Below are 26,648 nucleotides of genomic sequence, written 5' to 3'. Positions count from 1 at the left end.
ATACAGACCTGTTTCTTCTATCTATTGCTGCAGCATCAGAGGCCGGTATGTCTGAACTGTCTCGTTTCATTTCTGACTTAGTCAGTCGCGCAAAACAATCCCGTCACCGTTATTTGCTCTGCATTGAGAGTGAGCACAGTTGGGGGATCAATACGGCTTTGCTTGCTCAGGCGCATTACTCTGACGGCCTGTGGCTGAGCGATAAGGCGCCGCCAAACGTGCTATCGGTATCGGCAAAAAAAGCACAAGCCTGGTTAGGGCAGGACTGTGATTTTCTGACCGTAGATTTGCACCAGGGCTTAGCGCTTGAGGCCATGGCCGCTTTAGCTGGCACCATACGTGGCGGTGGTCTTATGGTGATGCTGTTACCCGGCCCCAAAGACAGGTCAAGCGATTGGCAGTCCCCTTTCATGGAGCGCTTTTTATCTCAGCTTTCCAGCCATCGGGTACTGAAGATAGAATCCGGGCGCGATGGCAAGATGTGTTTGCCTCTGTTGCCTGAAGAACCTCCAGCCATTAACGATATGACAGAGCGGTGCTATGGGTGCCTGAGTGATGAACAGCTCAATGCTGTTGAAGCCATCCGGCGGGTAGTCACAGGCCACAGACGTCGTCCCTTGGTTATCACCGCGGATCGCGGGCGAGGAAAATCATCCGCTTTAGGTATCGCAGCGGGTATTCTGATGAAGGAGAAGCCTCGTAAGATACTGGTGACAGCACCTCGTCAGCGTAATGCCGAAACTGTATTTCAGCATGCGGCAAACGTCTTTGGGCTCGCTGCAGATTCGTCTTATCAGTTGCAACGAGATGGTAGTCAGCTTTGTTTTATTGCGCCTGATACCTTGCTGGCAGAGCGCCCTTCTGCGGATCTGCTTATCGTTGATGAAGCGGCAGCTATTCCTGCCCCGTTGCTGCAAAAGATGCTGTCGAGTTATTCCAGGGTGGTCTTCGCATCGACGATACATGGTTATGAAGGTACCGGACGGGGATTTGCGATTAAGTTTACATCTGTATTGGATGCAATGACCCCGCAATGGCGTGCCTGCTCAATGACATCTCCTATTCGATGGGCTGCGGGCGATCCGCTGGAACGCTGGCTTTTTGAGACGCTGTTGCTGGATGCCGAGCCGGCCTGTATTGCTGAGCCTGTGTCTGCCGCGGATGTTCAGTATCAGCGGATCTCGCCACTATGGCTGGCTGAGCGGCCGGACAGCTTATCCCAGTTGTTTGGTTTGCTGGTCAATGCACATTATCAGACCTCACCGAGCGATCTTAAGCAACTGCTGGACGATCCAGATTTAGCGATTTTTGTCGCTCTGCAAGATGAGCTGATTGTAGGGTGTGTATTGCTTTCGTGTGAAGGTGGTTTCTCTGCTGAGCTTGCCCAAGCCATATGTCTTGGCCAGCGCCGGCCCAGAGGGCACTTGCTCGCGCAGTCTGTTGCTGCGCATCTTGGTCTGGCTGAGGCTGCCAGCCAGCATTGTGGACGTATTTTACGTATTGCTGTTCACGATAGTGCGCGCAAGATGGGAATAGGTTCGGCCTTACTGGCACAGGTTCAGGACTGGGCGGTGAATAAACAGCTGGACTTTTTGGGTACCAGCTTTGCAGCCAGCAGTGAATTATTGCCGTTCTGGCACAGCGCTGGCTATGTTCCAATTCGGTTGGGGATTGTTAAAGACGGTGCCAGTGGCTGTCATTCCCTGTTGTCTGTGCTGCCATTATCCGACGCGTCCAGGTCCTGGTTTGAAACGGCAACATGTTCCTTCTCGCTCAGTTTCCTGGCCCAGGCTTGCGAACAGTTTCGGCTGCTTGATAAAGCGGTTTTTTTGCCTTTATATTCCCAATGCCTGGCTCAAACGCAATTACCGCAGTTACCAAGCACGGCACAGCGCCAGTTAATGCACTTCTCTCAGGGAGGGCTTGGCTATGATTTACTCGTTGGCCAGTTGTCACTCTGGCTGCAACACGGACTTCAGTCTGGAGAGCTTACTGCGCAAAACGGTATTGATGTGATGTTGGCTAAAGTGATTCAGCGACAATCGTGGGCTGAATTGCAGGAGCAGTTTGGCTTTACAGGCCGTAAACAGGCAGAGCAGTTTTTGCGACATTTTGTTGGTCATGCGCTGCAAAATCGCCCTCATTGATTGCAATTTACAGTGTAAATAGGTCACATCTCGTATTTACACTGTAAATTACTGCATACTGGTTAAACTTAACTAGCGTCTTATTCCTGATCTGGTGGTTCAGCCTTTCATTTCCTGCATTACAAGGTTAGTATTTACTAACAAATTCTGATAAGCAGTACCGAAAAAAGTTCAAGGTATTACCACTTAAACCACAAAATTAGACTAGAGTTATTTAACCTGAGCATGAAAAACGTACTGCTGATGGCAAGTACAGGATAATTATTAGAATGCCGTTAAGGGGTAGGATATGAGTTTAGTTAAGGTAGAAAGCAAGGCAATGAGATCCTTGTTAGAACCCGGCGTACGCATTGCCAAACCCAACATGACATTCAGCCTAGTGGCTGGCGGATTTGCTGCGCGATTATTGAAAAAAGCCAATAGCACGACAGAGCGGGCGGTTTCTGAAAGTGGCAATCTGGGGTTAAAAGTGCGGTTGAATAAGTTAAGTAAGAATTGCATCTATTTTTCAGCTATGGTGCCGTTAGACTTATCTGCGTCTTATCAGTTGCAAGTTCAGGGGCTGAGAATGCTTGACGGCTACCTGACGTCGGAATCATCTGATGATAACGATCTTCAATTGCCCTGTATTTATCAGTTTCATCCAAATGACTGGCTAACAGATGATGATTTGAATTGGTTAGGGATAGATTAACTTTTGTTTGAGACGCTTTTTGCGGGCGAGCAAGGTTATCCTTGTTCGCTTTATTCTTTATCTCTCTTTCCAATTCATCAATAGCTCTGGCTGGGGTACGCCGAGTGGGTACGTTGAATAAGGAGTGGCGGTTTATTCTCTTATTGGCTTTTTATCTGGTTTCCTGGTTTCCGCTCTTGCTCCCCAACCACAAGCCCTGCTGTTGCTTGTTGTGCGAAGTGTGACTCCCTTCTATGTCTACTCGATTGAAATTTCTGTAAGATTTACACTCAAACGGGCTACAGGCCAGGAAGAAGGAGCCTTCCATGACGGATTCAGTGCTTATGTTGGAGCCAGATGGCTCACAACTGCGTCTGGTTGTATCCAAACAAATGGAAAATAGTTGTCAGTCGCTACAGCGTACCGATATTGAATCGTTACTGGAGCAGTCAGATTACTATGCCTATAGTCGTCTCGAAGAGGCGATTCAAGATGCAATCGACTATTACAACAATTCGAAATCAGACGCTGGGCAGTCGGCATTTATTATTGCAGAGCGAAAAGATGTAGAGCTTGAAATCTCTATTTCAGACGACTGCATGTTTGCTTACGTCACTCTGACTGGTGCATACGGTGGCGATCGTTTAACAGCGCAAGGGCTGATAGTCACACTGAAGCAGCAGCGTATTCTGCGTGGTGTCAGCAAAAAACGCCTGCAATATCTCCTGCAGAAATCCTGGGAGCTCGATCCGGGTGAAACTTTCACACTGAAAATAGCGGCTGGCCGACCAGCCGTTGCTGGTACAGATACCCGCTTTGAACCTTTAGTAGCGGATGCCTCTCAGCGTATTCTTGCCCCTCAGGACAGTGATCACGGAAAAGTCGATATGCGTGATCTGGGTAAACTGATTACGGTTGAAATCGGCCAGCCTCTGATGCGACGCATCCCGCCCACTGCTGGTGAACCTGGTTATGATATCCATGGCAACGTGGTTGAGGCGATTGCGGGTAAAGTCATTGCTTTCGATGTTGGTTTAGGAACCCGGATTTCTGATTCCGACCACAATGTATTGATTGCCGATAAAGAGGGAACACCGCGGCACGGCCTGACAGGCATGGCCGTGGATGACCTTTTAACTGTCGATAGTGTGGATGTCACTACAGGCCATATCGATTTTAACGGCGCGGTACTGGTGCTTGGTGATGTCAGCTCAGGTATGAAGGTGAAAGCCGGCGGTAATATTACAGTGACAGGTGTGGTGGAACTTGCTGAGTTGACTGCCGGTGGAAATATTACGATCGCTAACGGTGTGATAGGCCGGCTACAGGATGGCAAACCGGCATACTGTCACTTGCAAGCGCTGGGGAAAGTCTCGGCCAAGTTCGCTCAGTACACGCAGATTGAATCTGGCACAGACACTGAGCTGCATCTGCATCTGGCACATTGCATGGTCAAAGCCAAAGGCGTCGTCAGGGTTATCGATCCTGCGCAACGTCACGGTACTGTGACCGGAGGGGTGATTGTCGCCGAGGGAGGTGTCAGTGCCAGGGTGTTAGGGGCAGAGGCCGGCATTGACACCCAGATCAAACTGTTAAGTCAGTTTGATGATCTCAAGGCTGATATGGACGCCTTGAAAGCTGAGATAAAAAATCAGGAAGAGCGACTACATCAAATTGTTCTGTTGCAGATGAAGCTCTCGAAAATTCCGAAAGAGAAACGCTCTCAGGAATTAGCAAATAAAGTGACAGACAGTAAAGGGCAGTTTATGGCGACGTTAGCTGAGATGAAAAGCCAGCACCAATCTTTGCAGCAAAGCTACCTTCAGCAGTTTTCTGCTGCTCAGGTTGAAGTGAGTAGCTTGATATATCCAGGGGTATCTGTTCGTATCGCTGACAAAGAGTTTGTCGCTGAGCGAGAAATGACAGCTTGCCGGATACATTTAGAGAAACAGAAGATTGTTTGTCAGCCACTGAGCACTACTCGCAGCCAGGTATGATACGAGAGATTTACAGTGTAAATAGCGTACTGACTGCTGACAGCGGAGGTTTGTATTTACACTGTAAATCAGGATGTTCGGGCCCAGGTTCAGGTCGCTTTGCTGCTACTCTTTGAAATCCTGCTTATCTAAGCCATGTTTTTTCATTTTGTCATACAAGGTTTTTCTTGCCAGCGCTAATTCCGACTGTACTTCTTTTAAACGGCCATTGTGCCGGCGCAGTGCGTCACTAATTAAGGTAAATTCAAATTGGTGTACACGTTCACTCAATGAGGGAAGAGGGGCATCAAGATCGAGTGTTTGGTGTTGGTCAAAATGGCTACCAAGCAGTACCAACCTTTCTGACACAGATCTTAATTCGCGCACGTTTCCTGGCCAGTCGTAAGCAAGTAGCTTACTTTTTTGTTCGGCATTGAGTACGGGGGCTTCGATGTTATAGCGGGAAGCCGCAGTACGAATAAAGTTTTGAAATAATAATTCAATGTCTTCCTGGCGTTCACGCAATGGGGGTAATGACAGAGCACATTGCTTCAGGTGCTGGAAAAGCTCACGGGAAAACTGTCCTTGCGAGGTTAGCGCATCAAGAGAGCGACTGCTGCTGACTATCACGCGTGTCTTGTTGTGGTTTGAATTTACGGCGAGCTGGTCTTGTTGTGTAAGCTGATAAAGTAATCGCTGTTGCGATGCAGCAGCCAGCTGGTCGATATTCTCAAGATACAGTGTACTGCCTGTCGCATCTGACCATTTTCCGGCATAGCTGGCGTGCCCGAAGCACAACTCTTCAAATTGCTGTTCAGTCAGGTCCTGACACTTAAGCGATATCAAAGGCAGATGCTGCCTGGGGCTGTGGTCATGAATAAACTGTGCCACCATGCGTTTGCCTGTCCCTTCTTCGCCTTCCAGCAATATAGTCGATTCATCCGCCTGCAGCTGATATAAGCTTCGCCGAAGTTGTTTAATGGCTAAGCTGTTACCCAAAATACGAGGGCCTGGACTACTTTGCGATGCCAGCTCTCTTTTCAGTTCTCTGTTCTCAAGTACCAGTTCCCGCTTGTCACAAGCTCGCTTTACCACATCAAGCAGATGCTCGGTCGAGAATGGTTTTTCCAGAAAATCGTAAGCGCCGATCCGCATGGCATCAACGGCAGTAGAAATATCGCCGTGCCCTGTCAGCATAATCACCGGCAGCTCTGCGTCAATCGCCAGTGCTTGTTGCAAAAACGTCATACCGTCCATGCCTGGCATATTAATATCTGTGATGATGACGCCGGGAAACTGATTGTCGAAAACGCTTAGCGCCTGGCGGGCACTGGAGAACAACTGAACCTGATAATCTTCCAATTCGAGAGTTTGTCCGAGTGAATCCCGGATAGTTTTTTCATCATCGATAAAGATGACTGGAGGTTTCATGCTGGTTCCTCTTTGCTCAGTGGCAGGCTGATTTGAAACTCGGCTCCACCGCCTGTGTGGTTATGTACGGTTAAACTGCCGGAAAACATATCAAGGATACGGCGACATATAGTCAGCCCCAGCCCTAACCCATCGTGTTTGGTGCTGAAAAAAGGCGTAAAGATCCGCTGTTTTTGCGTGTCATCCATGCCTGGGCCATTATCCCAAAGGGTAATGACAGCGCGCTGGCGGCCGGCATGCAGAGTAATACCGATTTTTTTATCGGCGACAAGCTCCTGTGCCTGAATGGCATTTTGCAGCAGGTTCACTATTACTTGCTCAAACTGCACCGCATCGATGCGTACAAAGACATCTTCAGTGAGATTGAGTTGCAGAGCGACTTGGTGTCTGGTCAGCGGTGCATGCATCAGTTGAATAGCATTGCGAATCGATTGGGCGGCATCGGTACTGCTGTTGAGTGATTGCCCTTTACGGGCAAATATCTTGAAGCGAGCAATAATGGTGGAAATACGTTCGTTTAAATCAATGACCTGTTCAAGGTTACTGGCTACCTCCTGATAGCGTTCTTTCTTTAACAATTTCAGGCCATTTTCACAGTAGGTACGCATTGCTGACAGTGGCTGGTTAATTTCATGATTGATGCTGGCTGAGAGCTCGCCCAGCATGGCCAGCTTGGCGGCCTGGATCAATTCGGTTTGTGTTTCTTTCAGTTGTGCCTGAGTCAGTTCGTATTGCTCAATAGTGTGCCACAACTCTTGGTTAGCCAGATGTAAATGTTGGGTTCTGTCTGCAACCTGATGCTCCAGCGTGTCGTTCAGTTCCGATAGCGCTTGCTTGGCACTGACGGTCTGCCACCAGTAAATCATGACAAGAATCAGCAGCACGTAAAAGGCGATAAACAGAAGAATGCTTTCAAATACATTGGTATAGATATGCATGCTGGGTGTAAAGCCATAGATTACCCAGCCTGCCGTCGACATATCATGGTGAGCCAGCAAAAAGGATTGGCTGCGTTGCCGTTGCGGCAGGTATATTTCAGCCTGCTGGTTTGTATTCAGTACTGTCAGGCTTGGAAACTGGGTCAGAGGACGCAATGAAGCATTACCGTATTGGCGGCTTTCTCTTACTTGTTGCTGCTGTGTAGCTGATAGGGGCACCAGGCTGTGGTATAGCCAAGTGTCAATTGAGCTGTAAAAAACGACGCCTTGAGGATCGCTGATCACGTACTCCAGTTCTTTGTATTGCCAGATTTCATCGACCAGATTGAGGTCTATTTTGATAACAATCACCCCCTCTATCTGCTTCTGAGTGTTAAAAACGGGGGCGGAGAAGAAATATCCCCGTTTGCCTGAGCTAACGCCAAGCGCAAAAAACTGACTGAGTGACCCTTTAATTGCATCACTGAAATAGGGCCGGTAAGCGTAGTTATTACCAACAAAACTGTCGGCTTGTCCCCAGTTGCTGGCCGCCAGGGTATCGCCCTTGGCGTTCAGCAAGTAAATGGTGTCGGCACTTAATGTCTTTGCCCAGTAAGCCAGCAGAAGATTGGTTTGCAGCATTTTTGCATCGCGCTCGCGCTGAGGACTTGATTGTGCATGCAGCGAATCTAATAGCCTGGGATCATGGGCCAGCAACTGGGGTAACTGCTGGTAGCGGGTAAGGCGCTGGTCGAGTTTCTCGCCGAGTAACCGGATATCAGAGGTAATTTGTTCTGATAGCGTACGCGTAAAGTGCTGCTGGGTCAGGAAACCGATAAGCACAGAAAGTAGTATGCCCAGTCCGGCAATCAGGCTCAAGGTACGTGATTTTGGCAAAATCGGCGCTCTGTTTAAGTCAAAGTGGAATGTGCAAAATTAGCATCTTTCGCAGTCAGGCACTAAAGCTTATGTTTATCAAATTGATCCTGATCCTTGTCTCGCCTTTTACCATCAATAAAAACAGCTTACTTTGCAGGAGGTGCTTGTTTTTCCACACACTAAGGCGGACAATTTGCTGCATTAACCAGTCCTAGCCTGAGTTCACTGAACCATAGTGTTGGTGAGCCCTGGCAGTAAGTAAACGGAGAATACAATGGAGCTGTCTGATATTCGTCGCGAGTACACTCGGGGTGGGTTGCGCCGCCACGATCTGCCGGAACAACCGATTGAGCTTTTCAATCACTGGCTGCAGCAGGCTATCGAAGCGGGCCTGACCGATCCTACCGCAATGACGGTGGCAACAGTCGACGCAACGGGTCAACCTTTTCAGCGCATTGTATTGCTGAAACATTTTGATCAGCAAGGTTTTGTTTTTTATACCAACTTAAGCAGCCGAAAGGCATCTCAGATCGAGCATAATAATAAAATCAGCCTACACTTTCCCTGGCACCCGCTGGAGCGACAAGTTCATATTACCGGGATAGCAGAGAAACTGACCACGCTGGAAGTGATGAAATATTTCTCATCCAGACCTAAAGAGAGCCAGATTGCAGCCTGGGCCAGTAAGCAAAGCGCCAGGTTAACCGCTCGTCAGGCACTGGAAGGAAAATTCATGGAAATGAAAAAGAAGTTTTCCGCAGGCGAAGTACCCTTTCCTACTTTTTGGGGCGGCTACCGTGTGAGAGTGATATCAATGGAATTCTGGCAAGGTGGCGAGCATCGCCTGCATGACCGTTTCTTGTACGAGCGTGAAGCTGATCATTGGCATATTGACCGTTTAGCGCCGTAAACAGACACAGAAAGGCCACCGCTCGTGGCCTTTCTGTAACGGTTATTCTTTCAGAATGATGGATAGCTGACTGGTAAGCATGCTTTCAGGAATGTGCGAGCCAAAGCCGAGATCTAAAGCTAAATCGATCAGTTCATTTTTTGAATTAGCATTAAACTTTTCGCGAAGCTTAATCACGTAGTTTTCAACTGTTTTCACTGAAACATTGAGCACCTTAGCAATGTACTGAGGTTTTTTACCGTAAAGCAGTAAGAACAAGACTTCAGATTCTCGCGTATTGAGCTGCACCTTTTGGCGATGAAGGTCCAGGCTGAATGATTTTTGGTGTTGATCATTCAGCCCTGCAGCCCTGCAAATCCAATGACCGACTTCAAGAATCGCGGTATCTTTCAGTTCAATGCCGGAAAAGATGGTGCCGACGACTTCATTTTCTTCATTATGCCATGGCATTTTCGTGAACAAGTGCGCCCGCCAGTTACCATCAGAGTACGGGTGAATATCCAGTACTCGCATGCGTTTTCCGCTGAGCATGACTTGATTGTCCTGATCTCTGAAGCTTTCAGCACACTCAATGGTGGGGCTTGGCATGTCGAAATCTGTGCGTCCTGCACAGTCTAAATGGTGCCCTACACCTATAATTTTTCCATATTCATGATTGGCATAAACAAATACAGAATGTATATCTTTACAACCCCAACATCCAGGAAGCTGATTAAACATATGTAACAAAGTGGGATCGAGTGAATCTTTCACGCTTTACGCCAGAGTTTATTATTTTGGTGGGTGGATTAGGTCTGAGTTTAATGGAAGCGCAGAATGTTACAATATTAGCTGACTGAAAAATTAGACAAGTATGGAATAAAATAGAAAAAAATGCCGGCCAAACTGGCCGGCAAAGACAAGAGTTTAACTCCGAAGAGTTCAATCCTGTACGACGTGTAGAAGAGGTATCCAATCAAGTTTGCATCTTTGATAAGAGGGTATATATCAAAGAACCTCATTGGGATGTATCCGGTTAGGATACTGCAGACGATTTTAGAAAGGGTTTCCTCAACCGCCTACAGTTGCAACTATAGTGAAGCGGTCTCTTTTCGTTAAGGGGGGAAATCACCTATTGACAATAAGTGATGGTTGTGAACTGAGATTAATTACCGTTTGCAATATGACACCAGATGCTATTAAACGATAAGAATTGGATGCATAAGATAATAAAAAATCGACCAGAGGTCGATTTTTTTTGTGTTTTATCTCGAATAAATACGTCGGTAGCCCATAAATATGCAATCAGACAGTAAGTGTATATGTAAAAAGTGATACTACTCAAAAAAATAATAATAACTGTAAGCAACAAATAAGGCAGGCAGGCTGGAATACACAGTAGCAATTAACGCAGCCTTGGGAGCGAGTGCAATGGCGGGAAAGAGCGCATCACCATCATTGCTCAGCGCATTGCCCAACTGTGCCGACATAGGGATCGCGCCGTGAAGATAAAAGCTAGTGATGAGAATTTGCGGCCCGCAGCCAGGAATAAGACCAATTAATACACCGGCTAACGGCAGTGCAGCGCTCCAATGGCTGAGTGACGCTGCTATATCCCAGCCTGTCAGCTTGATGGTGACTTCAAAGCAAAGGAAAGCACCAATTACCCAGGTAGTGACAAAATTCGTGTCCTGAGCCACACGCTGAAACAGGCTGGCTTTGTCAGATTTCGGATCTTCGGAAACGGCATCCTGATAACCCTGGATGTCGCGGCTAAGTGACCAGAGCAACATGGCGATCAGCGCAAAAAACGCCCCCAATACAGTGATGCTACCCTCGGGTAAATGTAACAGTGCATCTGTGTTGAGCTGAAACGAGCCCATCACAGCGATCACTGCACTGGGAATCAGCAGCCACTGCCAGAAGGTTCCCTGCCAGCGAACCGCTGGTGCCTGGTTACGGGATGAGGTCGTGCGACAACAAGATGCCGTCGCTTCAGCGTTTTGGGGTTGCAAAAAGGCACCGCCATGAAGCGTATCGACCAGCCATCCACTGAGTATGCCAACCACTAAACCGATCATAATAATGAACAGTCCGGTGGCCGGTTTCGCCGCAAGTAAAAGAAAGGCGGCATCCCCCATAGTGGCTGTCAGCACAGCGACAACAGAGCCAAAGCTTAACTGACCACGCACAAATTGCGTGATCACTATAATTGCGCCTCCGCAACCGGGTAAGGCACCCATAACAGATGCAAAGACAACCTGATATCGCCGGCTGCTTTTTAGCCGTAGGGTTACAGCGGACTGATGGCTCAGCCTTTCTGACAGAGAGTGATACAGTGCGAGAGTGATGGCGACGTAGGCGGCGACCTGCCAGAACGCATCCGCAAGCACACTCACTGTCAGCTCACGAGTCGCAGGTGCTGCCAGCATAGCTATCAGCAAGACGGGAAGCACAAGGCGTTTATTGGCGAGACGCCAGCGATAACCCAGTTTTTGGAAAGGCGCGGATTTAACCTGAGATGTCATGGTCACACTCAAACGACACTGAATAGGAATAGTTCTTATTTAATATCAAATGAGAGTGATTATCAATTCTATTTTTGGATCATAAATCAGATAATTCCGACTGTTTTTAGCAAAGTCAGGCCAAGGCTGCAGGTGAACATAGAGCCAAGTGTTGTCATCGCAATGATATTGGCCGCCAGACTGGCGTTGGCCCCCATTGCCCGTGCCATGACGTAGCTTGCAGCGGCTGTCGGGGCAGCACTCATCAGAAAGATAATGCCCAGCTCTGTGCCTCGGAAACCGTAGCAGTAGCCAGCGAAGGTGATCAGTAACGGAGCGATGATCAAACGGGCACTGGTTGAGAGGTTGGCATTGCCTGATTCCTGTTTCAGCTGTCGCAGATCCAGGCTGGCACCGGTACACAGAAGCGCCAGAGGTAATGTCATGTCGGCAAAGTACCGGCCCGACTGCATCACAACATCCGGCAGCCGGAGATCGAGAAAAGTAAAAGGCAGAGCGCTGCAGATACTGATGATCAAGGGATTGGTGATGATCGACTTCACGACGAAACGATGATCAAGGGAAGCATTGGCAGCGCTGGAACGGCTGAGCGTGATCACGGCCATGATGTTATAAAGCACAGTGATCACGGCAACATAGAGGGCACCGACCACTATGCCGGGTTCGCCGTACGCATTTGCCACATAAGCCAGGCCTATGATACCCGTATTGGCTCGAAAAGCGCCCTGAACAACAACTCCTCGTTCAGATGGCTCCTTGATCATCTTTCCGGCAATCACTTCAAATAAGAGGAATATCGCAATGTTAGCTAACGCGGCAAAGATAAAGAGCTCCCCGCTGCCCAACTGGTGTACATCAGCATTGACCAGATTGAGGAACAATAATGTGGGCAGGGTAACGGTAAACACCAGCTTGGAACCGGCCTGTGTAAAGGCATCATTGATGATTCCCCAGCGTTTTAAGGCTATTCCCAACGCCAGCATGATAAAAATAGGGCCTGTAACGGTAAATGAAAATGAAAGCTGCGTGAGAAATTCGTCCATTACGTGTTCTTTCCACTTGGGTAAACAGCCATACGTTTTATCACAAAGCGGTTCAGGCAACAGCCACTAACCGGTTTATCTGTAACATTTTTTCGTTCTGTTCCCTTTCGCTGCTCGCAAAGTAAAGGATGGGAAAATATCTGTTACAAGCCGATATAAGCAGGGCGATTACACTGGAAAGATGATCAAGTAAGGATAAATAACGGCCATTGTCATTTTGACTGGAAAGATGATCAAGCAGGATCCTTGATAATCTGACAAACCAGAGCACACCATCTGCCGCAAACCCTGAAAGTATGATCAAGCGGGTTTGATTGAAAAGCTGTTCCATTGCTCATCTCGGAAGGAGGCAAAGCAATCAGATCGGATAAAAATCAAGAGTTGTTTTTATATTGTATTGATTTTTAATGGTATTTTTGTTTTCTCTGCACGAGAAAACAAACGTCTTGCCCGTTTCCCTTTCAGCGCGGAGGCAAGGTGTTGTGGTGGCTGAAAATTCAGCGGGATAAAATCCAAATGACATTGACCGTAAAAAGTTGAGTCTTGATCACGCTTCCGAGGTGTTTTTGATCGAAATCGGGCTGTTGCGCTGGAAAGATGATCAAGGTGGCCTGGTGCGAGATCAACAGAAATTAGCCAGCCTCTTTTCATTGTCGGGGCTTATCTATTATGATTCGCCTTTATATCGCGCCAGATGGCATACCTCAATTATTCACGCAGGAAGAACAGATGAAGGATAGTACCCATCCGTCAGGGTTCAAACCGGCGGAAATCATGAAGTTGCCTGAACAGATGGATCATCACAACCATGGATATAATCAGGTTGTGATTGCTCTGTCCGGGCAAACTGAGTTTGAAGTTGAAGGTTATGGCAGTCTGGTCTGTCCGGGGCAGGGGTGTCTGGTGACGGCAGAATCTGAACATGGTTTTTCCGGTGTGGGCAACAATGAGATTCTGGTGCTGAATGTGTCTGTCAGTGACGCTGTACCCGACTATGGCGTCGAGCGCATGCAGAGGCTGTTCGAGCAATCCTCCTACTTTCATCTTGATAACCAGGCGCAGACGCTGATCCGCGCTCTTTCAGCAGAAATGCTCGGTAACCCGGACGACTGGCTGTTGAGTAAAGCCTGTACTGATACCCTGATGTGTGTTTTGCAGCGACATTTCAAGCCGCTGGCGTCTGAGCGCTATCTGCCGCGCCTGAACATGGATGTTCTTGATCATTACATCCATCAGCATCTTTCGCGCAAGATCACTGTCGCCCAGCTGGCAGGGCTGGTTTTCCTTGGTGAAAGCCAGTTTCACGTTGTTTTTAAAGAGCAGACCGGTGTCACGCCGCACCAGTATGTGCTGCAAAAGCGATTGGAGCTGTGCCGTCATCTGATGGAAGAGTCGCGCCTGAGTCTGGCCCAGATTGCTCAGGCGTGTGGATTTTCAAGCCAAAGTAATTTCACCCAGGCCTTTTCCCGCCATTTCGGGGTGTCACCCGCTAAGTACCGCCGTCAGTGGAGCTGATAGCCGGATTCGCTCAACTGTCAGCACAGACGTTGCTGGCTGCCTCTAGCCGATAGTTGCTTATCTCACTATTTTCAACCACAGTTTTATGACTTTCCCTATCATTTGATAAGGGGATCGGGCATCAGAACCGACTGTTTGCTGTTTCTTACATCAATTAAATAGAAAACAGTATTTTTTGCTAAATACTTGGGTCTGATTTTGTTATAAAGCGGACTTTTTAGATAAATTATCGGAGTTTTTGGTAAGACTCAGCGACAGGTACGAAATAAAATCCCCCGCTAAAGTAACACTGGTGTAACATTTATCCTGAATCACATGACAAACTGTGTTGATGGTTATTCAGGTCCACTATATTGAGGGAATGACTATGTTCAATGCGGCAGATGCCCTTCAGCCATCTTTTATTGAGCAACCTTTAGATGCACTATGGCAGCAGATTTCACCGTTATACTCGGTAGAAGAATCTGCCTGGCTGGAACAACTGTTGCCCCTGGCTGAGCCTTCTGAACAAGAACGCCAGTTCACTGTCGAGAAGGCAACACGCCTGATCGAGCAGGTGCGCGCAGATCGTACCGCGATCCAGATGATCGATGCCTTGCTGCTGGAATACAGCCTGGACACTAAAGAAGGCATCCTGCTGATGTGTCTGGCCGAAGCCCTGATGCGTATCCCGGATACGGCCACTGCTGATGCGCTTATCCGCGATAAGCTGAGCGTGGCGGACTGGAAGTCTCACCTTAAAAACTCTGATTCCCTGTTTGTGAATGCTTCTACCTGGGGCCTGATGCTGACCGGTAAAGTCGTCAGCATGGAATCTAAGGAAGATGGCAGCCCGGCCCGGGTGATCAACCGTCTGACCAATAAGATGTCTGAACCTGTTATTCGCAAGGCGATGCATCAGGCCATGAAAATCATGGGTCACCAGTTCGTACTGGGACGGTCCATCGCTGAAGCGATGAAGAACGGTCAGGCCAAGCGTGATAAAGGCTTCACGTATTCCTTTGATATGCTCGGCGAAGCGGCGCTGACTCAGGACGACGCCAAGAAATACTTTAATGATTACATTGAAGCTATCGAGGCTGTGGGTCTGGATAATAAAAAGCACTCCAACTCACCTTGCCCGACTGTGTCCATTAAACTGTCGGCATTGCATCCGCGCTACGATGTGTCCAATGAAGGCCGTGTGCTGACAGAAATGTACGACACAGTGCTGGAGCTGCTGAAACGCGCCCGTGCGCTGAACGTTGGTATCACCATTGATGCTGAAGAAGCGGATCGACTGGAACTGTCGCTGAAACTGTTTGAAAAACTGTACCGTTCAGAAACAGTGCAAGGCTGGGGGCGTTTTGGTCTGGTTGTGCAGGCCTATTCGAAACGTGCTCTGCCTGTGCTGACCTGGCTGGCGGCGCTGAGTAAAGAGCAGGGCGATGTGATCCCACTGCGTCTGGTGAAAGGCGCATACTGGGACAGCGAGCTGAAAATGTGTCAGCAAAGCGGTTATGAAGGCTATCCGGTTTATACCCGTAAAGAGGCGACGGATACCTCTTATCTGGCGTGTGCCCGCTTCCTGCTGTCTGCCCATGTTCGTGGCCTGATTTTCCCGCAATTTGCGAGCCACAATGCACACACTGTCACTGCCATTCTGGCGATGGCCACACACCGCGATTTCGAATTCCAGCGCCTGCACGGTATGGGCGATGCACTGTATAACCATGTGATGGACATCTACGGTGTGAATGTGCGTATTTACGCACCGGTCGGCAGCCACAAAGACTTGCTGCCTTACCTGGTACGCCGCCTGCTGGAAAACGGCGCCAACAGTTCTTTTGTACACCGCCTGGTTGATGCGCGCTGTCCGATTGACTCTCTGGTACAGCACCCGGTTGATGTGCTGCGCTCGCGCCCAACCCTGCATAACCACTTAATTCCTTTGCCAAAAGATATTTTTGGTGACGATCGCAAGAACTCGGCCGGTATTAACATTGAGATCGAATCTGAATGGACCCCTTTCCGTGATTCGGTCGAAGCATTCAAAACGCATCACTGGATAGCCGGCCCTATTGTTAATGGCGAAGTACAGTCAGGCGATATTTTCCACGTTACGGCCCCTTACGACCGTCGTGAATCTGTTGGTGAAGTGGCTTTTGCCTCAAGCGATCTGGTAGCAAAAGCGATTGATGTCGCCGCCGAAGCCTTCCCTAGCTGGTCTGACACTCCTGCCAAAGAGCGCGGTGCCTGCCTGCAGCGCCTGGCTGATCTGCTGGAAGAAAATACCGGTGAACTGGTCGCACTGTGTCATCGTGAAGCGGGTAAAACCATTCAGGACAGTATTGACGAAATCCGCGAGGCGGTAGACTTCCTGCGTTTTTACTCCCATCAGGCGGCCACGGAATTAGCGCAAGGCAAATCAGTGGTTGCTTTTGATGGCCAGTCACGCACCTTGTCGTATCAGGGACGCGGTGTCTTTGCCTGTATCAGTCCGTGGAACTTCCCTCTGGCGATTTTCCTGGGGCAGGTATCGGCGGCACTGGCAGCGGGTAACACAGTGGTGTGTAAACCGGCTGAACAAACCTCGCTGATTGCGTTCCGTGCAATCCAGATGATGCTGGAAGCAGGCGTACCTGCGGGTGTCATCCAGTTCGTACCTGGTCGTGGTGCGGAAGTGGGCTCAGTGCTGACTTCTGATGAACGTATTGCGGGTGTGGCCTTTACCGGCTCGACAGAGACGGCACAGCGCATCAACCGCACACTGGCGGCGCGTGACTGCGATCCTGTTCCTTTCATCGCGGAAACCGGTGGTCAGAACGCCATGATTGTCGACAGTACGGCACTGCCTGAGCAGGTTGTGCGCGATGTGGTTCGCTCGGCATTTGCGTCAGCCGGTCAGCGTTGTTCGGCGCTGCGGGTGCTGTTTGTACAGGAAGACGTGGCGGATCGCATCATCACGTTGATCAAAGGCGCTATGGCCGAATTGTCGGTGGGCCGTCCTGAACTGCACAGCACCGATGTTGGCCCTGTTATTGATAAAACCGCCAAGCAGAAATTGCTGACCCACATTGGCGCGCTGAAAAATCAGGCCAAAATGGTGGCTCAGGCCAGCATAAGCCCAGATTGCAGCCATGGTGATTTTGTTCTGCCGACGGCGTTTGAAATTCGCGGTATCAAGGTACTGCAGAATGAAAATTTCGGCCCGATTCTGCATATCGTGCGCTTTAAGGCAAACGAGCTGGATCAGGTGATTGACCAAATCAACCAAACAGGCTTTGGTCTGACTATGGGCGTTCACAGCCGTAACGAGCGTACGTACAGCCATATTGAACGCCGTGCCCGTGTGGGTAACTGCTACATCAACCGCGATCAGGTTGGTGCTGTGGTGGGTGTGCAGCCATTTGGTGGCCAGGGTCTGTCTGGTACAGGTCCGAAAGCAGGGGGCCCGCACTACCTGTATCGCTTCACTAAAGATGTGTTCACTGGGTAATGGCTGCCGGAATTGGGAAGGAAAGAAAGATGACAACTAGTATTCAAGCGCTCGTCGATCAGAGCAATGCAGCCTGGGAAAACTGGAATGGCCAGGGCTATGAAAAACGTATTACTAAGCTGACTCAGTGGAGCAGCACGCTCGATGCGGAAGTGGCAGCTATGGTGGCGTTTCAGTGCCGCAATGCCAACGAGCATGTGGCAGAAACGGAATTAATGCCAGGGCCAACCGGTGAAACCAATGAACTGTATTGCGCCGGCCGCGGTATTTTTGTGGTCACAGCCGAAGCGACAACCCCTCTGGTGGCAGTTGCCGGCCAACTGACGGCCGCTTTGGTAACCGGGAATACTGTGCTGTTGTCTCTGCCGGAAGGGTACGAGAAATCAGCTCAGCAAATTGTCACTGAATTGGAAAAGGCTGAACTTCCGAAAGGCGTTGTACAGTCAGTGAGCACTAACGAACTTGACGTGTTAGTACGCCATGCTGGTGTTGCCGGCGTGGTGTTTGCAGGAAAGCGCGAGACAGCTTTGTCGCTGTCCCGTGATTTAGCCGCCCGTGACGGGCTGCTGGGCCAGTTGATTGCAGAGTCGGATTTTGAATCTTATCCTGTGATTGGCAGCCCGACTTATTCGCTGCGTTTCGTAACTGAAAGAACACGTACCATCAATATCACGGCGGTGGGCGGAAACGCGACGCTGTTGGAATTGGGGAGTGGCGAAGAAGCACATTAATGTTGATGGTGACTGTTACCAGTGACTCGTGACCTGAACCGTCAATCGATGGATTGGCGGTTTTTTAACAAGGACTCTCAGGTACGTTGTACGAGGTGGAGCAGAACCCAGTCAGCACAGAGGCTGAACTAAATCAGCATCATTCAATAAGCTCTTGCAATGACGGGAGCAACAATAATGAGGGAACTCAAACATGATAGAAAATAGCTTTGCTATCACAAGCACGTTTATCGTGTATCTGATTGCTATGCTTGCAATCGGTTATTACGCCTATAAACGTACTGCCAACTCATCTGATTACTTTCTTGGTGGTCGTTCGCTAGGGCCGTGGCCAGCGGCGCTGTCTGCCGGTGCTTCTGATATGAGTGGCTGGCTATTACTCGGATTGCCGGGCTATGCCTTTGCAGCGGGTATCGAATCACTGTGGCTGGCGGGTGGCCTGTTGTTAGGTACTTACCTGAACTGGCTGATTTGTGCCAAGCGTCTTCGTACTTATACCATTACCGCTGAAAATGCGATCACCATTCCTGAGTATCTGTCGAACCGCTTTAAAGATAACTCCAAGCTCATTCAGACAATTTCAGCCTTCTTCATTTTGTTGTTTTTCCTCTTCTATACCAGTTCAGGTTTAGTGGCAGGCGGTAAGTTGTTTGAAACCGTATTCGGTATGGATTACAAAATTGCCGTTGTGATCGGTACGCTCTGCGTAGTGTCTTACACCCTGTTTGGTGGCTTCCTGGCGGTATCCTGGACTGACCTGGTGCAGGGCCTGCTGATGGCGGCGGCACTGATGATAGTGCCTATCGCAGCAATGCAAGGCGGTTTTGGCGATCTGGCGGCGTCTCTGGAAGCCAAGAACCCGGAATTAATGACCTTGTTTAACGACGTGAAAGGTGAGCCGCTGACGTTAATCAGTATTATTTCTCTGGCCGCCTGGGGCCTGGGTTATTTTGGTCAGCCTCACATCCTGGCACGTTTTAACGCCACCCGTTCTAACCGTGATATCACAACGGCGCGTCGTATCGCTGTGATTTGGTCGGCGCTGTCAATGGCTGGTGCGATCCTGGTGGGTCTGGTCGGTATTCTGTATGCCGATAACCAGCTGGGCGGTAACCTGGCAGATGGTGAAAAAATCTTCATGTTGCTGGTGAATGCCATTTTCCATCCAGTGCTGGCCGGCATCCTGCTGGCGGCGATTCTGGCGGCGATCATGAGTACGGCTGACTCCCAGTTGCTGGTGTCGTCTTCCGCGCTGGCTGAAGATTTTTACAAGCAAGTGATCCGTAAAAACGCCTCAACAGAAGAAATCGTTACTGTGGGTCGTGTGGCGGTTATCGTACTGTCGATTATTGCACTGATGCTGGCAATGAATCCTGACAGCACAGTGCTGGGTCTGGTGTCTTACGCCTGGGCGGGCTTTGGTGCCGCATTCGGTCCTGCTCTGCTGCTGAGCCTGTACTGGAAAGAAATGAACCGTAACGGCGCATTGGCGGGTATTGTTATCGGTGCCCTGACCGTGGTTATCTGGAAACAACTGACAGGCGGCATCTTCGACATGTATGAAATTGTTCCCGGATTTGTCTTTGCTACGGTTGCCATTCTTGTAGTCAGCAAAATGACAGGGGGAGCGTCTTCAGAATTGCACGCCCAGTTCGATACCTATGAGAAGAATCTGAAAGAGTTTGACTAAAACCTTTAGCAAACCAGACTCTCTGAATGCGCAGCTTTGGCTGCGCATTTTTTTTACCCGTTACTCTACAGCAGACAGTTGTTCGTAGAGCGTATCGCAGGTGGATTTGAGGGCTTTTAGTGTTTCCAGCGGCATATCCAGTTTGCAAAACAATGCGGCTGGCACTTGCTGCGCGTTCTGCTGCAGGGCTTTGCCTGCATCTGTCAGGCTGATCTCGCGAACTCGTTCATCCGTTTCACTGCGTTTGCGACTGACCAGTCCTTTCCCTTCAAGGCGTTTCAGCAGCGGTGTTAATGTGCCTGAATCGAGATGAACTTTCTCGCCTAACGCTTTGACACTCAGGCATTCTTTTTCCCACATCACCAACATCACTATGTATTGCGAATAAGTGAGATTGAGCGCATCCAGTATGGGCCGATAAGCGCGGATCATGGCGTTAGAAGCGCTGTACAGCGAAAAACAGATCATGTCATCCAGTGTGACTCGGGCTGGTATTTCAGTGGAATTGGCCATGTTCCATCTCCTGAATGGATAGAGTTCAATTAAATTGCGCACAATATACTTGCGTTCGAACTGAAAATCGATCTAAGATTGCGTGAAATTAAATTGCACACAACTTAATTGTTAGAGGTTATCTGATGAAAACAATTTACACCACTTCCGCAAAAGCAAGCGCTGGTCGCAATGGTCAGGTGAAGAGTGATGATGGTTTGCTGGCTGTTTCTCTGAGCTATCCCAAAGCACTTGGCGGCAGCGGAGAAGCTACGAATCCAGAGCAACTCTTTGCCGCGGGTTACTCGGCTTGTTTCTCAAATGCAGTGCTGCATATTGCGGGTCTTCAGAAACTGGGCTTGCGTGAAGCACCGACAGAAGCAAAGGTTCGGTTACTGGCTAAAGAAAGTGGCGCTTTTGCGTTAGCGGTTGATTTGTCCGTTGAACTGACGATGGATGATCAAGCAGCCATTGAACTGGTGAGGTCAGCCCATCAGGTATGCCCTTACTCCAATGCCGTACGCGGAAATGTGGAAGTCAGCCTGGCTGTGAACGGCATTTCGCTGGATTAAGCGTCGCAGACATTAGTGATTTTTCTGTCCCGGTTTTCGCAGAATCTCTGCTCAAACCGGGATTTTTGTGCTGTTTTCGGTGCCCTGATCTGACCAGCTTCAAAATCAGAGAAAATATAACTTTAGATTTATCCCAAAATGCCGTTATTACAAAGAATACAGATTTGTTTTAAGAGGGGTTATGTCACAACTCGGTTTAGGCGTTTGCCTGGGCATTGTATTGCTGATTGTGGCGGTTTCCCGGTATTTTGCACTGATGAAAGACGTTCGTGAGGCTGCCAGAGAGCAGGCACTCAAGGATGAAAAATACCGACAGGTATTAGAACAGGCAAAGGCTGTTGAACACGAAGAAAAAGTCAAAAAGGCGCAGTCAGGTCATATTCCCAGCATTTTATCGTTAGCGAAGGAAAATGAAGTTGGCAATCTCCGTGTGGCATTAGGCTGGTACCAGAAAGCTGCTGAACTAGGGAATGAAATCGGACAGAATGCGTTGGCACGGTTGAGTCGTCAGGATGTCGATGATCCTCACGGTGAAGCCAAGTCGCGCTATTGGGAGTGTCTGGTCAAATCAAACAACAATGAACCAGAGGCCTTGTTTGAACTCGGTCGTTTTGAGATCCGAGGCTATGGTACTGCGATCAATACCACTTCGGGTGTCGGCCACCTGATCAAAGCGGCTGAAATGGAATATGTGCCGGCGCAGCTGTTTCTGGGTGACTGGTACGTGGTGGAGTCGAATCCGACCCCATCGCCGCGTCGTGCCTTTTTCTGGCGTTTAAAGTCGGCCGTGAATAACGATGCGATGGGCTGTATTAAAGTCGCCTATTGTTTCCAGACCGGAGTGGGGGCGACGCGAGATCGCCGGCGAGCCATCTACTGGCTGGAGAAAGCGGCCGAGCTCGGCAACCTGGAGGCCCAGTATCTGGCGGGGAAAATGCATCTGAACAATGACCAGCCAGTTACCAATGTGACCGATGCCGCTGTTGCGTATATCTGGTTTTCTGTGGCGTTTGCTTCGGGATATCTGGATGCCAAAAAAGAGCGGGATACAGCGGTTCAGCATGTGGGCATTGAGTCAATTTTGAATGTTCAGAAAGTGGCGAAGCAGATTTATAAGTATTTGCACAACCCGCCAGTACCTGTGCATTCCACCATGGATTTGCTCGACAAAATGTATGACAGGTCTAAATACCGTCCGACTGATGCTGAGCTGGACGCCGCTTTAGGCCGCATCAATGAAGACATTGATGTGGATTCAGCGGTGCAAACGAATCCTGGTCCTTCTGCGTCCGGGCAGGGTAACGGTTCACAAAATACGGCAAAAAAAGACTGGAGCGGTGAAATGATCGCTGCTGAGTCAGTGTCATCCGCATAAGCGAAATCTCTGCCATTTTTCAGCCGTTGCTGAGTTGTTGTCTTAGTTGGGTGACAGCATAGCGCGGCTGCTTCCAGACAGTTACATTATACTGACATAAAAAGTCGCAGTTTTTTGCGCATGTTTGAGTATGAGGTAATGATGGCGACTATCTTTCCTTCCTGGCTTGGTGGTTATGAGCTGAATAAAAAAGTGACTAACCCGAACATTATTGTCGGGGACTTTACTTACTATTCCGGCTATTACCACGACAAGCACTTTGAAGATCATTGCGTACGTTACCTGATGGGCGATCACTCCACAAAAGCGGTGTGGGAATCCGGCATTTTTGGTGAGGTCGATAAACTCATCATAGGTAAATTCTGCTCGATCGCTTCGGGTGCCATTTTTATGCTGGCAGGCAATCAGGGACACAGACACGATTGGATATCGTCTTACCCGTTTGAGGTCAGTGAATTTGGTGACAAAGTTAAAGCCGGTTTTGCCAGAGCGGGTGATACGGTTATCGGCAATGATGTCTGGATCGGCAGTGAGTGCGTCATAATGCCGGGTGTACACATAGGTGATGGCTCAGTGATTGGCGCGCGGGCAGTGGTCACCAAAGATGTTCCGCCTTACAGTATAGTGGTCGGCAATCCTGGCAGAGTTGTTAAGTCACGGTTTAACGGCAGCGAGGTGGCTAAGCTGATGGAAATGAAGTGGTGGGACTGGCCATTATCCATGCTGAAAGCCAATATGGATGTGATGTGCAGCAACGACGTTGAGGCTATGTACCAAAGGTATCTGTCTTCGTCTGAAGCGAACTAGGCGCTTTACCCGTGACGGTTCAGCGGATGTACATCTCTTCTCTTTGTTGAACTATCGCTCTGTTTTTTGATTCCTTGCAAAAAAATTTTGTATTTTTACATTAAATTTGAATATTGTGTTGAATCATTCAAAAAAAATTGAGTATTATGGTGCAGCACAAGATGCTATGAATCTGTTGCTCCACATCAATTTCTTAGCATCTGTGCCGACAACATCTGTTGTCAGGGGGCACTGAGTGCCAAATAAGCCGACAATCTTCTGGTGGAATCCCCATGCGCCATTCACTTGTACTCGTTATTAATTCCGGAAGCTCTTCGCTTAAATTTGCTTTGATCGATGCCGTCAGTGGTGATGCAAGACTGACAGGGCTGGGGGAGTGCTTTGGTCTCAGCGATGCCTCTGTCAGCTGGAAATATGACGGTGAGAAATCCAGCTTTGCGCTGGAAGCGACAGGCAATCATCATCAGCAGGCGATTGATCGTCTGGTGCTATTGCTCGATGAACTGGGCCTGAAGCAGGACATCATTGCCATTGGCCACCGTGTGGTTCATGGCGGCGAGCGTTTCAGTGAAACCGTGAAAATCGATGAACATGTGCTGACAGAGATTGAAGCGCTGAGTGAGCTGGCGCCATTGCATAATCCGGCGCACGTTATCGGCATCCGCGCGGCGATCAGTGCTTTCCCCTACCTGCCGCAGTACGCAGTGTTCGACACAGCCTTCCATCAAAGTATGCCTGCTAAAGCGTATCGCTATGCGTTGCCTCAGAAGCTTTATCAGGACTTGGGTATCCGTCGCTATGGCTTTCACGGCACCAGCCATTTCTTTGTTAGTCAGGAAGCGGCCAAACAGCTGGGGAAACCGGCAGAAAAAACCAATGTGATCACTGTGCATTTAGGCAACGGTGCATCGATTTGTGCGGTGCGTAATGGCCAGAGTGTTGATACCAGTATGGGCTTTACCCCAACAGCCGGCCTGATGATGGGCACCCGCTGCGGCGATTTAGACCCGGGTATCGTGGATTTCCTGATCAACAAAGGCTGGAGTCAGGCGGATGTGCAGCAAGCCCTGAACAAAGAAGCAGGCTTCCTGGGCGTTTCCGGCTTAACCAGCGACTGTCGCGGTATTGTTGAAGCCATGGAAGAAGGCCATGCCGGTGCGAAACTGGCTTTCGAAATCTTCACTTACCGGGTGGCGAAATACATTGCTTCTTACATGGTGGCATTGGAAGAGTTGGATGCCATCGTATTCACTGGCGGCATTGGTGAAAACTCCCTGCCGGTACGCAGTGAAGTGCTTAAGTACCTGAAAATTTTCGGCTACCGCGAAGATGCCACGGGTAATGCTAACGCCCGTTTCGGCGAAAAAGGCGTGATCACTAAACCCAATACCCCTATGGCGATGGTGATTCCGACCAATGAAGAATGGGTGATCGCCAGAGAATCCATGGCGCTGCTGCATGCTTGATTGAACATTCCTTTCTTTCACGAAAAACGGCCCTGAGCTCAGCTCAGGGCCGTTTTTTTATTCCGTTTATTTGTCATTGCATGTTTTTTATTCCTTGTTCAATGAGTGTCAATTTAATGCCACTGAATAAATTGTCGCCACTACTGAAAGCGATTTCCTGACGTGAGTTATGCACATTTCAAATAAGTATGTGTCCTCTCTTATAAACATGTGTATTGGTTTGTCTTGTCATTGTTTGCCGGATTTTGTTCAGGCAAAAAACGGATGTAGAAATCGGTGCAGATACACGGACGTAAGAAGACTGATGAATTTAATTTTTCATCAACATCATCGACTGATTGAAGGCAGGATCGCACATTTATATCGTTATTCATGTGGGTGCTATGCTGATTCGTTTTGCTTCGATCTGTCTCTTTCTGACGGCTTTCTCTACTTACGCCGCCCTGCTTTCCCCTGCGGTAAAAAGCGATATTGAGACTGAGCAGGCAAAACGCCTGCAATCTATTGAAGCGTCCCAACAGGCGATTGAGCAGTTACAGGCCTTGCCACCGCCAGCGCCTGTCCTGCCAGCTCAGGATGCGCAATGCTTTGCGATTCAAAAGCTGACGCTGCGCGGTAATCAGCACATAGCCACAGACATTTTATTGGCAGCGATCGATTTCAGAGCCGGAGACTGCATCGGCATTGAAGCCATAAACAATATTCTGAAAATCGTCACTAACACCTATATCGACAAGGCCTATGTGACCTCCAGAGCGGTGCTGTTACCGCAGAATCTCTCCAATGGTGAGCTGGTTGTCGACGTGCTGGAAGGCAAGCTGGAAAGACTGCAGGAAAACGGCATGCCGTCATCGAGTTTGCTGCATCTCTATCCTGGTGAAAGTGGCCGTATTTTAAGTTTACGCGATGTCGAGCAGACGCTGGATCAAATGAACCGTTTGTCCCGCTATAACGCGACAGTGCAAATGCTGCCCGGCACCCGGCCCGGTTTCAGTCTGGTCGATATTCAGACCAGAGCGGGCGCATGGTGGCGGGGTGAGCTGGGTTACAGCAATTCAGGGCAGGACAGCACGGGCAAGGAGCAACTCTCCGTCACGCTGGTGGCTGAAGATCTCTTGGGGCTCTACGAGAGCTGGAGCCTGTCCGGCGCGAAAAGTGCTGAGTTTGTCGATAGCCGGGACAGCCAGAGCCTGCAGCTGGTATGGGGAATGCCGTTCGGTTACTGGACCCTGAACTACCAGTACGCCTACAGCGATTATTTGACCACAGTGAACAGCCAGAATTTCTCGTTCGCATCCAGCGGCGAAACCCAAAGGCACGCACTGGATAGCCAATGGTTATTTCATCGGGACAGCATCAGTAAGTCTTCACTTCGGGTGGGGCTTGGCTATGACCATGAGAAAAACTTTATCGACAAAACTTTACTGAACGGCAGCAGTAATGAACGCGCGTCGGTGACGGTTTCTGCTGAACACAGCACACGGCTGGCTGGCGGGTTTCTGACGATGTCGCCCCTATATGAGCGCGGACTGACCATTCCCGGTTATCGCGCTGTTCCCGGCAGTCCGGAAGAGGAATTTAACAAGGGCACAGTCACGGTGAATTATACCTACCCCTTGTCACCGGATTGGGCGTTCTCGACCACGCTGTTTACCCAAATTGCCGCCAAGTCGTTACCCGGCAGTGAGCGGCTGAGCATAGGCGGTGAATATTCTGTGCGTGGTTTTCAGGGGCAGTCGCTGTCGGGCGATGCTGGCTACTACTGGCGCAACGACCTGAACTACCACTTGGGGCAATGGCCTTTTCTGGGGCAACTGGATCTGAATGTTGCACTCGATACCGGGGCGATACATCCCGACAACACCGACCCCTTTGAACGTGGCCACTTAACCGGCGGAGCGGTGGGGCTGCGTGCTCAGTCGGGCGTTTACCAGAGTGCTGTTTTAGCGGGCTGGCCCATCGAACATCCTTCCTGGATGTCGGTGGATGATTACAGCCTGAATTACCGTTTTTCACTGAGATTCTGAATTTTTCCG

At 49.4% G+C, this 26,648-nt stretch carries 20 protein-coding genes; 13 read left to right on the top strand and 7 right to left on the bottom strand.

Translation table 11 applies throughout. From position 1 onward, the window contains the following. Positions 1-47 precede the first annotated feature (47 nt). The 3 genes from IFO68_RS12265 to IFO68_RS12255 all read left to right on the top strand — a co-directional run bounded on the left by IFO68_RS12265 (position 48) and on the right by IFO68_RS12255 (position 4,817). A complete protein-coding gene (locus IFO68_RS12265; protein ID WP_192016139.1) occupies positions 48-2,147 on the top strand; it encodes a tRNA(Met) cytidine acetyltransferase TmcA in 2,100 nt (699 codons plus the stop codon). Positions 2,148-2,436: 289 nt separating this feature from the next. Continuing rightward, the gene (locus tag IFO68_RS12260) at positions 2,437-2,841 is read left to right on the top strand and encodes a hypothetical protein (protein WP_192016138.1); all 405 of its coding nucleotides are present in this window, start codon (positions 2,437-2,439) and stop codon (positions 2,839-2,841) included. Positions 2,842-3,146: 305 nt separating this feature from the next. Continuing rightward, on the top strand, positions 3,147-4,817 hold the full coding sequence (locus tag IFO68_RS12255) for a DUF342 domain-containing protein (RefSeq protein ID WP_192016137.1): 1,671 nt from the start codon (positions 3,147-3,149) through the stop codon (positions 4,815-4,817). Positions 4,818-4,922: 105 nt separating this feature from the next. Here the strand turns inward: IFO68_RS12255 and IFO68_RS12250 are convergent, their stop codons facing one another. Together IFO68_RS12250 and IFO68_RS12245 are read right to left on the bottom strand one after the other, a co-directional pair. Further along, positions 4,923-6,227: a sigma-54-dependent transcriptional regulator gene (locus tag IFO68_RS12250; RefSeq protein ID WP_192016136.1), complete on the bottom strand. Its 1,305-nt coding sequence runs from the start codon at positions 6,225-6,227 to the stop codon at positions 4,923-4,925. Further along, positions 6,224-8,041, bottom strand: coding sequence for a sensor histidine kinase (locus IFO68_RS12245; protein WP_192016135.1), 1,818 nt, complete (start codon positions 8,039-8,041; stop codon positions 6,224-6,226). Before IFO68_RS12245 ends, IFO68_RS12250 begins: the two co-directional genes overlap by 4 nt. Positions 8,042-8,297: 256 nt before the next feature. Between IFO68_RS12245 and pdxH the strand changes: the two genes are divergently transcribed. Continuing rightward, a complete protein-coding gene (pdxH, locus tag IFO68_RS12240; RefSeq protein ID WP_192016134.1) occupies positions 8,298-8,933 on the top strand; it encodes a pyridoxamine 5'-phosphate oxidase in 636 nt (211 codons plus the stop codon). Positions 8,934-8,975: 42 nt separating this feature from the next. Here pdxH and IFO68_RS12235 read toward each other — a convergent pair whose 3' ends face one another. The 4 genes from IFO68_RS12235 to IFO68_RS12220 form a co-directional block, all read right to left on the bottom strand. After that, the gene (locus IFO68_RS12235; protein WP_237795435.1) at positions 8,976-9,686 is read right to left on the bottom strand and encodes a helix-turn-helix transcriptional regulator; all 711 of its coding nucleotides are present in this window, start codon (positions 9,684-9,686) and stop codon (positions 8,976-8,978) included. A 563-nt stretch (positions 9,687-10,249) separates the two neighbouring features. Further along, positions 10,250-11,440: a putative manganese transporter gene (locus tag IFO68_RS12230; RefSeq protein WP_192016133.1), complete on the bottom strand. Its 1,191-nt coding sequence runs from the start codon at positions 11,438-11,440 to the stop codon at positions 10,250-10,252. An 86-nt stretch (positions 11,441-11,526) separates the two neighbouring features. Continuing rightward, the gene (locus tag IFO68_RS12225) at positions 11,527-12,483 is read right to left on the bottom strand and encodes an AEC family transporter (RefSeq protein WP_192016132.1); all 957 of its coding nucleotides are present in this window, start codon (positions 12,481-12,483) and stop codon (positions 11,527-11,529) included. Between the two features lie 52 nt (positions 12,484-12,535). After that, complete coding sequence (locus IFO68_RS12220; RefSeq protein ID WP_192016131.1) at positions 12,536-12,814, bottom strand: hypothetical protein; 279 nt, start codon at positions 12,812-12,814, stop codon at positions 12,536-12,538. A 398-nt stretch (positions 12,815-13,212) separates the two neighbouring features. Here IFO68_RS12220 and IFO68_RS12215 point away from each other — a divergent pair, with 398 nt between their 5' ends. The 4 genes from IFO68_RS12215 (at position 13,213) to putP (ending at position 19,900) form a co-directional block, all read left to right on the top strand. Beyond that, positions 13,213-13,998, top strand: a complete 786-nt coding sequence (locus IFO68_RS12215; RefSeq protein WP_192016130.1) for an AraC family transcriptional regulator — start codon at positions 13,213-13,215, stop codon at positions 13,996-13,998. Between the two features lie 370 nt (positions 13,999-14,368). Continuing rightward, positions 14,369-17,479 carry a bifunctional proline dehydrogenase/L-glutamate gamma-semialdehyde dehydrogenase PutA gene (putA, locus tag IFO68_RS12210; RefSeq protein WP_192016129.1) on the top strand — a complete coding sequence of 1,037 codons (3,111 nt, stop codon included), beginning with the start codon at positions 14,369-14,371 and terminating at the stop codon, positions 17,477-17,479. Between the two features lie 29 nt (positions 17,480-17,508). Continuing rightward, positions 17,509-18,210: an aldehyde dehydrogenase family protein gene (locus IFO68_RS12205; protein WP_192016128.1), complete on the top strand. Its 702-nt coding sequence runs from the start codon at positions 17,509-17,511 to the stop codon at positions 18,208-18,210. 193 nt (positions 18,211-18,403) lie between these two features. After that, positions 18,404-19,900, top strand: a complete 1,497-nt coding sequence (gene putP / locus IFO68_RS12200; RefSeq protein WP_192016127.1) for a sodium/proline symporter PutP — start codon at positions 18,404-18,406, stop codon at positions 19,898-19,900. 60 nt (positions 19,901-19,960) lie between these two features. On the opposite strand, the gene ohrR is transcribed toward putP, so the two are convergent. Continuing rightward, positions 19,961-20,413, bottom strand: coding sequence for a transcriptional regulator OhrR (gene ohrR, locus IFO68_RS12195; RefSeq protein WP_192016126.1), 453 nt, complete (start codon positions 20,411-20,413; stop codon positions 19,961-19,963). A gap of 125 nt (positions 20,414-20,538) precedes the next feature. On the opposite strand from ohrR, the gene IFO68_RS12190 reads away from it, so the two are divergent. The 5 genes from IFO68_RS12190 (at position 20,539) to IFO68_RS12170 (ending at position 26,639) form a co-directional block, all read left to right on the top strand. Next, the gene (locus tag IFO68_RS12190; protein ID WP_192016125.1) at positions 20,539-20,964 is read left to right on the top strand and encodes an organic hydroperoxide resistance protein; all 426 of its coding nucleotides are present in this window, start codon (positions 20,539-20,541) and stop codon (positions 20,962-20,964) included. A 181-nt stretch (positions 20,965-21,145) separates the two neighbouring features. After that, on the top strand, positions 21,146-22,339 hold the full coding sequence (locus tag IFO68_RS12185; RefSeq protein ID WP_192016124.1) for a tetratricopeptide repeat protein: 1,194 nt from the start codon (positions 21,146-21,148) through the stop codon (positions 22,337-22,339). 141 nt (positions 22,340-22,480) lie between these two features. Beyond that, positions 22,481-23,146, top strand: coding sequence for a CatB-related O-acetyltransferase (locus tag IFO68_RS12180; protein ID WP_192016291.1), 666 nt, complete (start codon positions 22,481-22,483; stop codon positions 23,144-23,146). A 272-nt stretch (positions 23,147-23,418) separates the two neighbouring features. Beyond that, positions 23,419-24,612, top strand: a complete 1,194-nt coding sequence (locus IFO68_RS12175) for an acetate/propionate family kinase (protein WP_192016123.1) — start codon at positions 23,419-23,421, stop codon at positions 24,610-24,612. Positions 24,613-24,995: 383 nt separating this feature from the next. Further along, positions 24,996-26,639, top strand: coding sequence for a ShlB/FhaC/HecB family hemolysin secretion/activation protein (locus IFO68_RS12170; RefSeq protein ID WP_192016122.1), 1,644 nt, complete (start codon positions 24,996-24,998; stop codon positions 26,637-26,639). The last annotated feature ends 9 nt before the right edge of the window (positions 26,640-26,648 follow it).

Origin of the sequence: Photobacterium arenosum (genome assembly GCF_014841115.1) — a bacterium.
Classification (GTDB): domain Bacteria; phylum Pseudomonadota; class Gammaproteobacteria; order Enterobacterales; family Vibrionaceae; genus Photobacterium; species Photobacterium arenosum.
This window is presented reverse-complemented; position numbering and strand designations above follow the sequence as displayed.

Coding starts and splice junctions, on each gene's coding strand:
- IFO68_RS12265 (WP_192016139.1), top strand. CDS start 48: ATGTCTGAACTGTCTCGTTTCATTTCTGACTTAGTCAGTCGCGCAAAA.
- IFO68_RS12260 (WP_192016138.1), top strand. CDS start 2,437: ATGAGTTTAGTTAAGGTAGAAAGCAAGGCAATGAGATCCTTGTTAGAA.
- IFO68_RS12255 (WP_192016137.1), top strand. CDS start 3,147: ATGACGGATTCAGTGCTTATGTTGGAGCCAGATGGCTCACAACTGCGT.
- IFO68_RS12250 (WP_192016136.1), bottom strand. CDS start 6,227: ATGAAACCTCCAGTCATCTTTATCGATGATGAAAAAACTATCCGGGAT.
- pdxH (WP_192016134.1), top strand. CDS start 8,298: ATGGAGCTGTCTGATATTCGTCGCGAGTACACTCGGGGTGGGTTGCGC.
- IFO68_RS12230 (WP_192016133.1), bottom strand. CDS start 11,440: ATGACATCTCAGGTTAAATCCGCGCCTTTCCAAAAACTGGGTTATCGC.
- IFO68_RS12225 (WP_192016132.1), bottom strand. CDS start 12,483: ATGGACGAATTTCTCACGCAGCTTTCATTTTCATTTACCGTTACAGGC.
- IFO68_RS12220 (WP_192016131.1), bottom strand. CDS start 12,814: ATGGAACAGCTTTTCAATCAAACCCGCTTGATCATACTTTCAGGGTTT.
- IFO68_RS12215 (WP_192016130.1), top strand. CDS start 13,213: ATGAAGGATAGTACCCATCCGTCAGGGTTCAAACCGGCGGAAATCATG.
- putA (WP_192016129.1), top strand. CDS start 14,369: ATGTTCAATGCGGCAGATGCCCTTCAGCCATCTTTTATTGAGCAACCT.
- IFO68_RS12205 (WP_192016128.1), top strand. CDS start 17,509: ATGACAACTAGTATTCAAGCGCTCGTCGATCAGAGCAATGCAGCCTGG.
- putP (WP_192016127.1), top strand. CDS start 18,404: ATGATAGAAAATAGCTTTGCTATCACAAGCACGTTTATCGTGTATCTG.
- ohrR (WP_192016126.1), bottom strand. CDS start 20,413: ATGGCCAATTCCACTGAAATACCAGCCCGAGTCACACTGGATGACATG.
- IFO68_RS12190 (WP_192016125.1), top strand. CDS start 20,539: ATGAAAACAATTTACACCACTTCCGCAAAAGCAAGCGCTGGTCGCAAT.
- IFO68_RS12185 (WP_192016124.1), top strand. CDS start 21,146: ATGTCACAACTCGGTTTAGGCGTTTGCCTGGGCATTGTATTGCTGATT.
- IFO68_RS12180 (WP_192016291.1), top strand. CDS start 22,481: ATGGCGACTATCTTTCCTTCCTGGCTTGGTGGTTATGAGCTGAATAAA.
- IFO68_RS12175 (WP_192016123.1), top strand. CDS start 23,419: ATGCGCCATTCACTTGTACTCGTTATTAATTCCGGAAGCTCTTCGCTT.
- IFO68_RS12170 (WP_192016122.1), top strand. CDS start 24,996: ATGCTGATTCGTTTTGCTTCGATCTGTCTCTTTCTGACGGCTTTCTCT.